The sequence below is a fragment of the Nostoc sp. DedQUE09 genome, from assembly GCF_034530915.1.
Taxonomy (GTDB): Bacteria; Cyanobacteriota; Cyanobacteriia; order Cyanobacteriales; family Nostocaceae; genus Nostoc.
Genome location: NZ_JAVRCE010000009.1, coordinates 17,131 through 31,173 on the forward strand (window position 1 = coordinate 17,131; position 14,043 = coordinate 31,173).

At 43.1% G+C, this 14,043-nt stretch carries 11 protein-coding genes and 1 pseudogene; 4 read left to right on the top strand and 8 right to left on the bottom strand.

Annotated features, from left to right (window positions below; genetic code table 11):
* Positions 1–229 precede the first annotated feature (229 nt).
* Entirely contained in the window at positions 230–505 is a 276-nt protein-coding gene (locus RMY27_RS08100) for a hypothetical protein (RefSeq protein ID WP_322662060.1), read from the top strand.
* A 145-nt stretch (positions 506–650) separates the two neighbouring features.
* Here the strand turns inward: RMY27_RS08100 and RMY27_RS08105 are convergent, their stop codons facing one another.
* The 4 genes from RMY27_RS08105 to RMY27_RS08120 form a co-directional block, all read right to left on the bottom strand.
* Positions 651–3,272: a GAF domain-containing protein gene (locus tag RMY27_RS08105; RefSeq protein ID WP_322662061.1), complete on the bottom strand. Its 2,622-nt coding sequence runs from the start codon at positions 3,270–3,272 to the stop codon at positions 651–653.
* Positions 3,273–3,471: 199 nt separating this feature from the next.
* On the bottom strand, positions 3,472–4,602 hold the full coding sequence (locus RMY27_RS08110; RefSeq protein ID WP_322662062.1) for a glycosyltransferase family 1 protein: 1,131 nt from the start codon (positions 4,600–4,602) through the stop codon (positions 3,472–3,474).
* A gap of 241 nt (positions 4,603–4,843) precedes the next feature.
* Positions 4,844–5,998 (bottom strand): NAD-dependent epimerase/dehydratase family protein, encoded by a 1,155-nt coding sequence (locus RMY27_RS08115; protein ID WP_322662261.1) that lies wholly within the window; start codon positions 5,996–5,998, stop codon positions 4,844–4,846.
* 249 nt (positions 5,999–6,247) lie between these two features.
* The gene (locus RMY27_RS08120) at positions 6,248–6,766 is read right to left on the bottom strand and encodes a hypothetical protein (protein WP_322662064.1); all 519 of its coding nucleotides are present in this window, start codon (positions 6,764–6,766) and stop codon (positions 6,248–6,250) included.
* 623 nt (positions 6,767–7,389) lie between these two features.
* Here RMY27_RS08120 and RMY27_RS08125 point away from each other — a divergent pair.
* From RMY27_RS08125 to RMY27_RS08135, 3 genes are all read left to right on the top strand, one after another.
* Positions 7,390–7,743: a hypothetical protein gene (locus RMY27_RS08125; protein ID WP_322662066.1), complete on the top strand. Its 354-nt coding sequence runs from the start codon at positions 7,390–7,392 to the stop codon at positions 7,741–7,743.
* Between the two features lie 78 nt (positions 7,744–7,821).
* The gene (locus tag RMY27_RS08130) at positions 7,822–9,336 is read left to right on the top strand and encodes an AAA family ATPase (RefSeq protein WP_322662068.1); all 1,515 of its coding nucleotides are present in this window, start codon (positions 7,822–7,824) and stop codon (positions 9,334–9,336) included.
* A gap of 141 nt (positions 9,337–9,477) precedes the next feature.
* Positions 9,478–9,828, top strand: a complete 351-nt coding sequence (locus RMY27_RS08135) for a DUF1257 domain-containing protein (protein ID WP_094350625.1) — start codon at positions 9,478–9,480, stop codon at positions 9,826–9,828.
* A gap of 501 nt (positions 9,829–10,329) precedes the next feature.
* Here the strand turns inward: RMY27_RS08135 and RMY27_RS08140 are convergent.
* The 4 genes and pseudogenes from RMY27_RS08140 to RMY27_RS08155 all read right to left on the bottom strand — a co-directional run bounded on the left by RMY27_RS08140 (position 10,330) and on the right by RMY27_RS08155 (position 13,959).
* The gene (locus tag RMY27_RS08140) at positions 10,330–11,148 is read right to left on the bottom strand and encodes an ABC transporter permease (protein WP_322662070.1); all 819 of its coding nucleotides are present in this window, start codon (positions 11,146–11,148) and stop codon (positions 10,330–10,332) included.
* Positions 11,149–11,481: 333 nt separating this feature from the next.
* Positions 11,482–12,483: an ABC transporter substrate-binding protein gene (locus RMY27_RS08145; RefSeq protein WP_322662072.1), complete on the bottom strand. Its 1,002-nt coding sequence runs from the start codon at positions 12,481–12,483 to the stop codon at positions 11,482–11,484.
* A gap of 88 nt (positions 12,484–12,571) precedes the next feature.
* Positions 12,572–12,754, bottom strand: a pseudogene (locus tag RMY27_RS08150) (hypothetical protein); the annotation flags it as partial.
* A gap of 176 nt (positions 12,755–12,930) precedes the next feature.
* Positions 12,931–13,959: a hypothetical protein gene (locus RMY27_RS08155; protein WP_322662073.1), complete on the bottom strand. Its 1,029-nt coding sequence runs from the start codon at positions 13,957–13,959 to the stop codon at positions 12,931–12,933.
* Positions 13,960–14,043 lie beyond the last annotated feature (84 nt).

Below are 14,043 nucleotides of genomic sequence, written 5' to 3' on the forward strand. Positions count from 1 at the left end.
GGAAAATCAAATATTTTCTCTAGTTACTTAGCAGAAAGTTTTTTTGTAATATTTACAACACAAAGTATTTTAAGCTTTATCCTCTAGTATCAAAATCTGAATCAACCAATTTCTGCATCACCAATTGGAAAAGGAGTTGGATGATCTGATTTACCCCAATTTGACAAAAGAAGATTAGGTTAGCTAGTGATTCAGCTTCATAAACCGGAACACAAGGTGAATTGAATAAATGGAGAAAAAAATAGTGGACAAGGATGATTTTCTGTTCCCTCGTGGTCGCTACTACGGTCAGGTGAAGCCAGAAAACTTGGTTTTTAATGCTAATTTACAGGAATTTGCTCAACGAGTAAGTTACATTTGCAACTTAGAAACAGGGGGAAAAGTGCCTCCAGATACAGCTTACGAACAAATAAAGGAACTGTGGAAACAGTTGAAACGCTCAAAAAAAGAGCTAGGAATTGGCGAAAATCCGTTTCAAGATGACCAAGAAGAGACTAAAGATTAAATGGGGAATGGGGTACGGGGCATTGAGAACTGACAAATGACCAATACTTCTCTACGAGAGGCTGCACTTCGACTACGCTCAGTGACCACGCCAACGACTACGCGGTAGTTGAGCGCAGTCGAAACTCAGTACAAGTGACCAATGACTATTTAGTAAGCATTGTCCAAATACCATCCCAGGACTCTGGAGGCGGCGTTTGTTGGTAATTACGCGCACGCTCTAGGTGGATATCAACAGCTTGGTCTTGGGGTTGGATAGATTTGGCGGACTCGAAAGAAGCGATCGCTTGTGAGAAGTTGCGCGATAAATAAGCATCGCGTCCAGTATGATAATGAAATAAAAACTCTTGAGTGTTGGCATCTAGGGGAGTGTTGCGATCGCCAATTAACTCGTAGATATTAACTGCCTGGTGTTTCCCTTTGACTCGGATTTTATCTAACTGGCGCACCCAAATGCGATCGTTGCACAATTGGTAAGTAAATTCACTTAAAATAATATCACAACCGTAATCTTTAGTTACTGCTTCCAAGCGCGAACTTAAATTTACACCATCTCCAATGACGGTGTAATCCATCCGTTTACGGGAACCAATATTACCCGAAACCACATCCCCAGAACTAATTCCAATGCCAATACGAATTTGCGGCTGCGCCTGGATAATTCGCCGTTGGTTAAATTCCTCTAAGCGGCGTCTCATATCTAACGCTGACTGCACAGCCCTCCAAGCATGATTTTCTGTCAATGGTAGCGGCGCACCAAATACCGCCATTAAGGCATCACCAATAAATTTATCGAGAGTGCCTTCGTGGTTAAAAACCGCCTCCACCATCGTTTCAAAATATTGATTGAGCAGCAATACCACCTCAGCTGCGCCAAGATTTTCCGTAAGTGTTGTATAGCCCCGGATATCAGAAAACAAGATAGTTACTTCCTTCCGTTCGCCTACCATTAAAGCATCTTCCCCTAGTGCCATGACTTGTTCAGCGACATGGGGCGTCAGGTAGCGGGACATGGTAGTTTTCATCCGTTTTTCCTGAGTAATGTCTTCTAAGACCACCAAACCACCGCGGACACCGCCTTCTGGGTTAGTCAGGGGATTAACAGTAAGATTTATATTGCGCTCTAATGTTTGTACCTCATTAGAAGTGAGAAACTCAGATTGGGGAGTCAGAGGTTGATTCCAGGGAATAAAAATATCGGGGTTAGTGCGATCGCGCAGTGCTAGTATTGAGTGCTGAGTGTTGAGTGGTGAGTGCTGAGTTTCAGTCAGTAATCGGCACGGGCTAAACGCCCCGCTATCGCTAACAGCACTCAGCACTTGATAAATTCCCAGTATCAAACTTTGCTCAGGCACATAATGTTTAGCTCCAGTTTTGAGACTATCTTCTAGTCGCATTTGGAGATTTTCAATTGGCACAACTTCCCAAACTAGGCGACCAATCAAATTTTGTTCCCACAAAAGTTTGTTGTTTTTACTATTAGCGTCTCCTATCGGACAACCCAGCAACTCTAGGGCTGCATCATTAATCGTGACAATCTGTCCTGCCATATCTGTAGAAATCACAGCATCTGACAGACTTTGTAAAATGTCTTTTTGATACTGTTTTTCTAATAGCACATTTTCAAACAGTCGAGCATTTTCTAAGGCAATTCCTGCCTGATTATTAAAAGCTCGCATAAACTCTTCATCAGAAGCAGTAAAACTGCTTTGCTGCTTATTAATTAATTGTGTAACGCCAATCAATTCATTTGCAGAATTAAATACTGGTAAACACAAGATATTGCGAGTTATATAACCAGTTTTTTTATCTGTAGTCGGGTCAAAGCGGGGGTCTTTATAAGCATCGGAAATATTTAAGGCTTCACCAGTAGAAGCTACATATCCAGCAATGCCACGATTAGCGGGAATGCGAATTTCTATCAAGTTTGTGCCATCTGCTGCCACTGCAACTTTCGTCCAGAGTTCGTTCAGTTCTTTACGATATAAAAACAGTGTGCTGCGGTCTGCTTGCATTAAAATTCGAGCTTGTTCCATGACTATCTGCAAAGTTGCTTCTAAATCTAAACTTTGCCCCAGTGTTTGAGTTGCCCGCAACAAAGCCGTTGCGCCTCTTTGATTACGAGCCGCTACATAAAAAGATTGGCAGCTTTCCAGAATAATACCAATTGAAGCAGCAAAGTCTCGAAAACGTTCTTCATCATCATGATTAAACGGAACATTCCCGGTTTTATTAGCTAGTTGCACTACCGCTACAGTCTGATTTTTACTACTGATAACGGGCATACATAAAATATTACGGATTTTGTAGCCCATTTGTTTTTCAAGTTCTGGGCTAAATAGGGGATGAGTATAAGTTTCAGATATATTGAGATATTGACCTGTACTAGCAACATGGCCAGGGATACCCACTGTAATGGGAGTACGAATTTCTAAGAATTTTTGGGTATTATCTTGAGGAACTTTTGACCACAATTGACCTTTGTCATAGTCAACTAAAAAAATGGCTGTATGTTCTGCTTGGAGAATTTGACCAATTTTGAGTGTGATAGCTTCTAATACTTTCTCCAACATAGTTTCTAGAGCCTCATTATTGATTAGTTCAATAGCTCTCAGAAATTGCTGGAACTCAGCAGTTATAAAGTCGAGTAAGCAAACAAATTCATTAACAGATAAGTCTTTGACGCGACGCAGTAAGGCGTGAGCACGATTAACTTGAGTCAATTCAGTTAATGTAGCCAAGACGCTGCCAGAGTTGGGGAGTGTCACGTTGCTTCGCTCCGAATTCAAAATTCAAAATTAATAATCCCCATAAATAAAGGGGCTTGTATCATGAGTTTGTTTCGGTCATGGGAATTTTAGATTTTAGATTTTAAATTTTGAGCATTGGGCATTGGGTATGGTTATTAATTCTTCCCCTCTACCTCCCCTGCTCTCCCTAATCCCTGACTTCCCCACTCCTTACCTCTTATTTTGCCAACTGTTCAGAAAATATCACCTTTTGATAGTAATCTTGTAACTGCCTGGTGGCGGCTGCCCAACCCCAGCTTTCTGCTTCTTGGCGGGCATTTTGACGGATGATATCTCGTTGTTGTTTTTGTTCTAAGAGTCGAATAGTAGCAGCTAACGCTCCTTGAACATCTGCTGTTGGCTCAAAAAGATATCCATTTACCCCATCTGTTACAATATCGGGAATTCCCCCGGAACGGGCTGCTACAACGGGACAGCCAGCAGCCATCGCTTCTAGTAATACTAAACCTAGTGTTTCTGTACGAGAAGGAAAGATAAAGGCATCAGCACTCGCAAAGGCAGAACCTAACTCTTGCCCCATAAGATAGCCAACAAAATAAGTATTTGTGCCAGCAAAGTGTTTTTGCAATGCTTGACGGTGCGGCCCGTCTCCAACCAATGCTAACCGCGCTTCGGGAATTGCTTCTAAAATTGGTTTGATGCGCTCAATTTCTTTTTCAGCGGAAAGCCGCCCCACGTAAAGTAACAATGGACTTTCTGGATGATTTTGTGATAGGCGCGATCGCATCTCTACACTAGCTAAATCGGGGTGAAATAATTCTGTATCCACCCCACGCTGCCATAAATCTACACGTTCAATACCGTGTGCTGTCAGTTCCTCTATCATTGCTGTGGAGGTACACAGATTCAAAGCAGCTTGATTATGAGCGCCTTTGAGCAGTTCCCAAAGAAAACCTTCCAGCATCCCCAAGCCGTAATGCTGGAGATATTGGGGTAAATGGGTATGATAAGAGGCCACCAAGGGGATTTTGAGGATTTTGCTATAAAATATGCCAGATAAACCTAAAACTGCTGGATTTACGACATGAATAATATCTGGCTTAAACTCTTCCAAAGCGTACCCAATGGCTGGGCGGGGAAGTGCCATTTTCAATTCTGGATACAATGGCAGAGGAAAGCCAGTAACGCCGTAAACTTTAGCGCCTTTGTGTTCTGTGATGCCTCCATCAGGGGCAATTACCAGCACTTGATTACCACTGCGCTGTAGATGGTCAACAGTATGGCGCAGACGCGTTACAATGCCGTCAACCTTGGGTAAAAAGGTTTCGGTAAATAGGGCAATTCTCATAAAAAACTATTCAGTCCAGGCAGATAATCTCAGCTTAAGAGTGCATTTTGCTATTAAACACAGAGTAAACTGTCTCGCGTCCTGTAATCAATTCTGCACAATCAAAATAACTGTAGTAAACAGTAAACAGTAAATTTGGTAGTAGCTGGAAGATACACCTGATAAATAATAAATAGTTGGTCGTCATATTGTGCTAAAATACGACGACCATTTTTATACCCACGATTTACTGGGGTTTATTTTAATTTCTGTGCCAAGAGACTTTAGGCAGAATTTGTTTGTGATCTACTCGTGTCTGATACTTGATGGCAAAGTTTAACAGAGAATCGAGTAAAGAATCAGAGAGCAAATGGGGCTGTAAACCTAAATCGAGCAATTTGGTGTTTTTAGCGTTGAAATAATGTTCTTCTTTTTCAACTCTGGGATTATCTAAATGATTGATTTCTACCTTCAATCCCATAGCGTTACCAGCTTTTTTCACCATCAATGCCAAGTCGCCGACGCTGAATTGTTCAGTAAATTGGTTAAATACGCGGAATTCACCAGCCTCGGCAGGGTTAGCGATCGCTAATTCCACACATCTGACTGTATCCCGAATATCCAAAAATCCGCGAGTTTGTCCACCTTTACCGTAGACAGTTAACGGATGTCCAATCGCTGCTTGAATACAAAAGCGGTTTAGTGCAGTACCAAACACACCATCGTAATCCAGCCGATTAATCAGTAGTTCGTCCATCCCCGTTTCTTCGGTTAAGACGCCATAAACTACACCTTGATTTAAATCAGTTGCCCGCAATCCCCAAATCCGGCAAGCAAAGTGGATGTTATGACTATCATGAACTTTGCTTAAGTGGTACATCGAACCGGGCTGCTTGGGATAAGGTAGGGTATCCTTGCGTCCATTGTGTTCAATGGTGATATACCCTTCTTCGATGTCAATGTTGGGTGTACCGTATTCACCCATCGTCCCCAGCTTCACCAAATGACAGTCGGGGAAATCTTCCCGCATGGCGTACAGCAAGTTCAACGTCCCAACTACATTATTGACCTGGGTAACAACTGCATGTTCTCGGTCAATCATGGAAAATGGGGCCGAACGCTGTTCACCAAAATGCACCAGAGCATTTGGCTGAAATTGCTGTAATGTTTTATGGAGAAACTCGTAATTTGTAATATCGCCGATGAACAAGTCGATCGATTTACCCGTCAAATCTTGCCAGCGCTGGAGACGTTGTTGAATTAGTGCGATCGGAGTGAGAGTTTCGACACCAAGTTCATTATCCCAGTGCCGCCGCACCAAACTATCTAAAATTCCAACTTCATAACCTCGATTGGAAAGGTAAAGAGCAGTTGCCCAACCGCAATATCCATCACCACCAATAACCAGGACTTTCATCTTCACCAGTTTTTACTCGCTGATAGCTAAATCTATCAGGTTTCTGTACCCTCTCAATCATCATTCTGGGAGAGATGTGGATTTTGGGGAGAGTGGGAAGTCGGGAGATGAGGGCAAAAGAGCAGGGGAGCAGCACTTCTCTACAAGAGGCTGCGCTCTGTAACCGAGAAAAAGTTGCAGTAAGTTTTTCCCCTCTGCTCTTCTGCCTCTGTGCACCTCTGCCTCTTGTATCCAATGCCCAACGCTCCATTAAAACTTTGAAATCCGATACTGCTGGGCAATGTAATAAAACAAACGATAGTAATTTTGAAAATCTTGCCTCTTACTCCGTCCCTGTAAATGGTATTTCACTTGACTCTGAGTTAGCGTCAATGTCATAGAACTTACTCCTTGATCGACTTCTACAAGTAGTACCCCAGATACTCCTTGAGCGGTCTGAAAGTTGGATTTTATCTTTTTCATGGACTCTGGATCGTTTGGCAGCTGATGACTTGCCCACCCGCGAATTTCCACTGAGTTATCCTGTGGTGAAATCAACGCAATTCCATCACCATTTTCTGATGCTGCTAACGAAATCCAATTACTCGGATATGGAAATTCAAACCCATAACGGGAGTTGCTATAAGTTTTCCAGGCGATCGCTCCGCCATTAAAATCATTTGTAGTACAACCCCCCAGCATGATTAACAGGGCAATGACTCCGCTAACGCTGGCGGCAAACCGATAAATTCTTCGCCCCAAACTACAGATTTTATTAGCAGTAGCCATTTACATCACACATTTTGCCAAAGTTACTGATTCTATAGAAATACCAGAAACTCAGATCAATACCTTCGACAATTTACGAGTTATTCCCAAATCGGGAAATGCACCGAAAGAGCGCTTATGCAAAATTCAATAATATTCAGGATATTTACCATTCTCTTTTGAGTTCACAGTAGAGGAAGCTCGAAGCAAGTCCTTTATAACACTAATTAGTAATTACTCTATTTATTGTCAGTGGTGTTGTAATCGATTCTGTGTCTCTATTTACTATGTTAGTGTCATTCACTGGAATCTCCTGTGGATATTAGTTGTTTACAACCAATGATGTAAAGGTGCTCAACTTTAATCCGCTGACGCTTCAAAAAGAAGCTAAGTCAGACAATCATTGGTTCATCGTTAATTAGCGATCGCTAATTCGCATCAAGGTTTCAGGTTTTGAGTGCGTAAGTCCTGATTAATTCTGACAGATTTTTATTGAGCTATTTTGCGCTCAAGAAAATAGTATTTTAGCCATAAATGTAAATAAATGTAACAAAAATGGCGTTAAAACGTTTTGCTGTCTTGACAACCAAGAAAAGAACCGATAATTTGATATACATACCCGGGTAAGACCGTTAAAGAGTTATATGCAAACGCAAACTAAGCAAAAGGTCACTTTGTATTTATCGCCAGAGTTGCACAGAAAACTGAAGATTCGTTCAGCAGTTGATTCCGAGCCAATGTCAGAACTTGCCGAACGTGCCCTTGGTTTTTACCTATCCAATCAAGAATTGGTTGACGAGTTAGAAGATTCTTCTTACGGGCGGACTCATAGAGTTTATTCATGCCCAACCTGTGATAGCTCACTAGTCTTACGTGATGGGGAACTGGTTACTTTAGGCAATCAACCAGGAGTAGTTGGTCAAGAGCATCTTTCTCTCGATGAGATTGATGAAGATCAAACCAATCCCAAGGGTGAGGAAGAGTTAGTTCCTTGCTAGATAGATATTAATGATTCGGTTGTCTTTACCAGAAGCAATGTCTCTACTGTCTCTATAAGGTCTCAAGTAGGTCGAAGTATGAACCAAGAGCTCAAGATCCTAATTCAAGCTCAATACCCTTTAATCTACCTTGTGACCTCCGAGGAAGAGCGGGCTGAGCAAGCAATTTCCGCAATCGCCCAGTCAGAGTTAAAGCCCCAGCGCCGAGTATTTGTTTGGACAGTAACACACGGGATTGTAGAGTACGGTCAGCCCCGGAATGTTACCCAACACAATACGGTGTCTCCAGAGGCAGCGATTGAGTGGATAATTCGGCAGAAAGAACCAAGTATATTTATTCTTAAAGATTTACACCCCTTTATAGATGCGCCTGCGACTAACAGATCGCTACGTGATGCGATCGCTAGTTTCAAAGGTATGCAGAAGAACATCGTATTGATGTCTCCAATGCAACAAGTACCTATAGAACTGGAAAAAGAAGTTGTCGTTCTCGACTTTACATTGCCAGATATGGCTGAGTTGAACAAAGTCTTAACTCACCATATAGACCAAAATCGTGGTCGCCGACTGACAACAGAAGCCAGAGAAAAACTTCTCAGAGCCGCTTTAGGTCTAACTAAAGATGAAGCTGAAAAAGTCTACCGTAAGGCACAGGTAACTACAGGGCGTTTGACGGAAGATGAAGTAGATATCGTTTTATCTGAGAAAAAGCAACTAATTCGGCGCAATGGCATCTTAGAATACATTGAAGAAGATGAAACTATTGATGCTGTAGGTGGCTTAGAAGAGTTAAAAAGATGGCTCAAGCAGCGCTCTAACGCTTTTACAGAAAGAGCGAGAGAGTATGGTTTGCCTCAACCAAAGGGGATGCTAATTTTAGGAGTTCCTGGTTGCGGTAAGTCATTAATCGCTAAAACTACTTCCCGGCTGTGGGGTTTACCACTGTTACGGTTGGATATGGGGCGAGTTTACGACGGCTCAATGGTGGGACGAAGTGAAGCAAATCTGCGCAACGCCCTGAAAACAGCAGAATCTATTTCCCCAGCGATTTTGTTTATCGATGAATTAGATAAATCCTTTGCTGGTAGTGGAGGTTCTTCTGATTCTGATGGGGGGACTTCAAGTAGAATCTTCGGCTCTTTCCTCACATGGATGCAAGATAAGAAATCACCAGTGTTCGTGATGGCAACCGCCAATAGAGTAGAACGCTTACCTGGCGAATTCTTGAGGAAAGGACGCTTTGATGAAATTTTCTTTGTCGATCTGCCAACACCGGAAGAACGGCAGCAGATTTTCAATATTCATCTGACCAAACGCCGTGAAGACATCTCTCGATTCGATCTTGAGCAACTAGCTAAGATGTCTGATGGCTTTTCTGGGGCAGAAATAGAGCAAGCGATCGTTGCGGCAATGTATGAAGCTTTTGCCCAAGATCGGGAGTTCACCCAACTAGATATTATTGCTGCACTGAAGGCAACACTGCCGCTGTCTCGAACGATGCAAGAACAAGTAACGGCTCTGAGAGATTGGGCCAGACAGCGCGCCCGCCCCGCAGCATCCTCCGTAGCTGAATATCAGCGAATGGAGTTCTAAAAGCTTTCCTCTGCCATCCCAGGGGGAAAGGCTAGCTGAAAATGCTAGCAGTTATAAGAAAAGCCGCATCCTGTTAAGCGCGGCTTCGCCCAAAACAAACCGTTGTCGTTTTTCTCAATCTTCTCATTGGAGGAAACCCAAATGTCTCACTTTAGCACCCTGCGTACCAAAATCACCGATGCCGAAATCCTCAAGGCTTCCTTGCGCGACCTCGGTATCAGCGTAAAGACTGAAGCTGATGTCCGTGGTTATAACGGTCAGCGTGTCCGTTCTGACATCGTTGCCGTGTTGGAAGGCGAATATGACCTCGGCTGGTCTCGCAATGGCGATGGTTCTTTTGACCTAATCGCTGACTTGTGGGGCGTTGCTAAGAAGCACAACCAAACCGAGTTGATCAACTCAATCAACCAAAAGTATGCCGTTAACAAAACTTTGGCTGAAGTTAAACAGCGCGGTCTGCAAAACGCCAATGTGAAGTTGGTATTGCAATAACAATTTCTCTGCGCGTTCCCAAAGCTGCACGGGTTAACCATATAAGTAGCGGTTAGCCCGCTTTTTTATCGGGACTGAGATTTATTTCTCAGTCCCAATTTTTATAGTTTATTTACAGCAGTTTGCGATCAAAAAAACCACAATAATAGCTATCGAATAGGCTCAAAAAATATAATTTAGAGCGTTTTCATGACTTTATAGCACTCTCACACAGTTATAGTTGGGGGTAGCAGCCCAAATTGATCTAGGCTCAATCCTTTAGGGCAGATTTTAGGTTTGTACCAAGTAACTAACTTGTCACAATCTCCAACAATTTTTCCCTTCCGCATGATGTGGTTCGGGATTTTCGATTTTTGACAGCTATGCCCAAAGCGATCGCGGCAATAATCTTCAAATGTACGGTGACTTGAACGGTAGAGTCGTCTGTCTCTTAATTCCAAATGTCTGAAGCAGCCATCTTCGCAGTGATTGAGTCGAGTTAAGATTTTCAATCTACTGACATTAGCCTCTGTACACAATACGCTGCTGAAAAAGCACGACCAAAAGTAAGAACCCACCACGGAGTACGAGCTGCCACCAAGGAGTAATGGTTCCTTCAAGATTTAAAAGGTTGTACATCATTCCTAGTAAAAGTACACCGACTAGTGTTGGGAAGACGCTCCCCTGACCCCCTACGAGAAACGTTCCTCCCATGACGGTGGCGGCGATCGCATCCGTCTCCCAGCCAAAGGCAGCCACAGGCTGACCCGCCCCTAGACGACCTGCGAGAATAATACCAGCAAGCCCTGAAAGTAACCCGCTAAATGTGTAGACTGCTAGCTTTACTCGGTTTGGGTTCACGCCCATGAGTCGGGAGGCTTCCTCATTGTTGCCAATAGCGAATATGTGCAAACCTAATCGGCTTCTGTGCAGCATAAACCAAGCTGCAAAATATAAGAGTGCAACTATCAACACAGGTACAGGAACCCAACCAATGAACCCCCTACCCAGCCAAACAAGTCCCGATGCTGCTGAGGGTACGGCGATCGACCTCTCCTCGGTGATGCTCAACGCCAGCCCACGTGCAGCGCTGGCAGTGAATAAGGTAACAACGAACGGCTGAAGCCGCGCGCGCGAAACTAAAAGACCATTGACTACACCCAGCAACGTGGTGCTAGCAATGCCGGCGACGATCGCTACAAAGCTTCCTTGTCCAGCAAGCATTGCTGCGACAACACCGCCTAGCGCAACAAGGGAACCCACGGACAGATCGATTCCTCCACTCAGAATCACGACAGTCATGCCCAGCGCCACGATCGCCAGCATACTGTTCTGTCGCATGATGTTCATCAGATTAACAGGTGTCAGGAATGTTTCATAACGAAAGGATGCAAAAACAGCCAAGCTAAGGAGTATGAGCAGCACGCCTTGGGAGGTAATGAGCTTGGCAAGATGCCGCATACTTGCAAGCGCAAGAGACTTTGTGGCAGCCATGACGCGTTAAACCTCCTTAGTAATGTTTTTTGTCCATCGTGGAAGTTCAGGATAATTTTAGGTTATCTTTTTTCTATTTTAGGGTGAGAATTACCTAGTACAGCACGGCGTAAATAAACCACCCATTCCAAATTAACAAAACTCTTACGCTAGATTCTTTTTAACTTCTGCCTTGTGGTACTAGTATGCTTCATCTACGAAATCCTTGGCGTTGGTCACGTCGAAGAGTCTGTCCTTGAGAATAATCCGAGGAGGAATTTTCTTGCCAGCAAAATACTCTTCCATCGTGGCAAAAACAAGTGGGCCAAAACGCGGGTTCGACTCGACACTAACACCAAGCTCACCACGAATTATTGCCTCAAGCGCGGCTTTCTGACCATCAATTGAACCGACCATCACATCCTTACCAGGCTTCATACCTGCGGATTTGAGAGCCTGGATAGCACCTAGTGCCATTTCGTCGTTGTGAGCATACACTGCGGTAATGTCGGAACCTTTAGCCTGGATGATGTTTTCCATTACACGCTGGGCCGCCGCCCGTGAAAAATCCGCCGTCTGCGTGGCGATGATTTTCATGTTGGGATAATTGGCGATCGCATTACGAAACCCCTTAGCCCGATCAATTGCGACCGATGAACCAGCTGTTCCGGTAAGTTCCACGATGGATGCCTTACCATTGCTTGCCTTAGCCAGCCATTCGCCAACGCGGCGGCCTTGGGCGATAAAATCCGACCCAAGAAAGCTGACGAAATGTTCGCCTGGTCTTCCCGCCGCTTCACGGTCGATGAGAAAAACCGGTATTTTTGCCGCTCTCGCTACTTCGAGTGCAGGCGTGAGGCCCTCATACTCACGTGGTGCAAGAAATATCACATCAACTTGTCGTGCGATTAGATCCTCAATGTCGGCAAATTGCTTCGATGTCTGTCCCTGGGCATCCGTCATCAAAAAATCATAAGTTTGCTTACGCTTGGCGGCCTCTTCCTTAATACTGTTCGTTTCGGCAATGCGCCACGGCCCGATGTTCTCCGTCTGCGAAAATCCGACAATTTTTTTTGTTTTTTCGCGTATACAGCCAGACAGCGAGAAAGCCGAAACAGTAATCACAACGTAGGCGCTAAATACCAAGAACTTTGGCATATAAGCTCCGATACCTGAGCATCCAAAACAGATTTTATTCTTCATAACCCAATCATGTCTGAACGCTACATTGAGCTTATCTCAGATTTTGCCGACATCACAAAAGTATTGCCTAAAGTAACCTGAGTTCGGGTTAAAGATAAGGAGGTAAAAGCCACTCCAGTTGAAGGCTAGGTTTCTTAGGTTGATGACAATAAGCGATTAATCCGCAAAGAACGTTAACGCAAAAATTAACGGGGCTGACGCCGGGGTACCGGCTACCGCTTCGCTATCGGTGTCGAGAATGTTCAATCTGAGAAATGTTTTTGAGTTGATCTTTACAGAAATCATCTACATGACAGAACAAAGCATCTAAACTAAACATAGGACAGGTTGCTGGATTTGTTGTTATTTTCAGCTTACTACCTGTCCTTTTCCTTATCCCGAACTCAGGTTACATAAGCTGATGAAGTTTAAGATATTGAAAGACTCATAACTAAATAGTTTATATTTTTATTCATGTGATGAGAGAGATAGAATTGATTTGAGACTGTCTGGATTCCATACGTAGTTTTTCATATCGCTTGGCCATAATATTTCATCGGTTGTAGCAATTTCTAAAGTGTTGGAATTGAGTTTCTTATATAAGCCTATAAAATCACCAACTTCAATTTTATTTTTTTTAAAAGTTTGGCGAAGAAGTTCGATTGTAAACATCATATTATGGGCTTCAAAGTTGCCTTCAGTAAACAAACGCTGAAATACCAAAAATTTTATATCGTCTCGTTTTTGCTCAATAGCTATTTGGGGTGTCATTCCAAATTTTTGTGGTAATATATCGCCTTCAATAAAAACCATAATATAATTTGGACCTGGTATCCATTTTCGATAGCCATTTCCGAAGGTCAAAACATTGATGAGTTGACTAGTGTGCTGCTGCCACTTCTGTTCTTGAATTTGTCGTTCTCTAAAGTCAAACACCCTAGCATGCCCACTGATAAAGATTGTTTTAGCAAGCTTAATAGCTCTAGCCAAGTAAATTGTTCCAAGACTATCACCCGATAAATTAAGAGGTATCGAGTTTTTTACAGCGTAATTAATCAAAATTGCTGCATTTTTAATAACTGGACTACCAGATAAATTGAGATAGTCAATAACTGCATTTATCCAGTCGAGGTATCGGTTAATGAAAGCAATAATTGGACGTTGCTTCAGAAAAGAAGAGTTGTTCATATTAGCGATACCAGTTAAAAGAGTACTAGCATACCTACGGCTCCTTTTTGAAGACTCAGACTTATTTTGTCCCAGCCCAGAGACAAATATTGTAAAAAGTTCGCGCTTATCGTTTTCTGGATAATAGGCAATATCAGATGCAATCATAGTGATGGGATCAACAGATGATATAACCGAGTCAAAATCAAAAACCTCTTCGCTACCTGGGTTTTGGAATTGCCCATCAAATTTTTTATCTGGGAATAGAGCTTCAACAGGCCAACGCCACCAGGGAGATATAATTTGTGTTGTCTTGTCTAATTTATTCATAAAAGGCTTTCCTAGAATATTGCCCCTGTCGTTTCTTTCTTGAGTACGAGCTTGGAGAAAATGTCGATAATGAATACATTATCA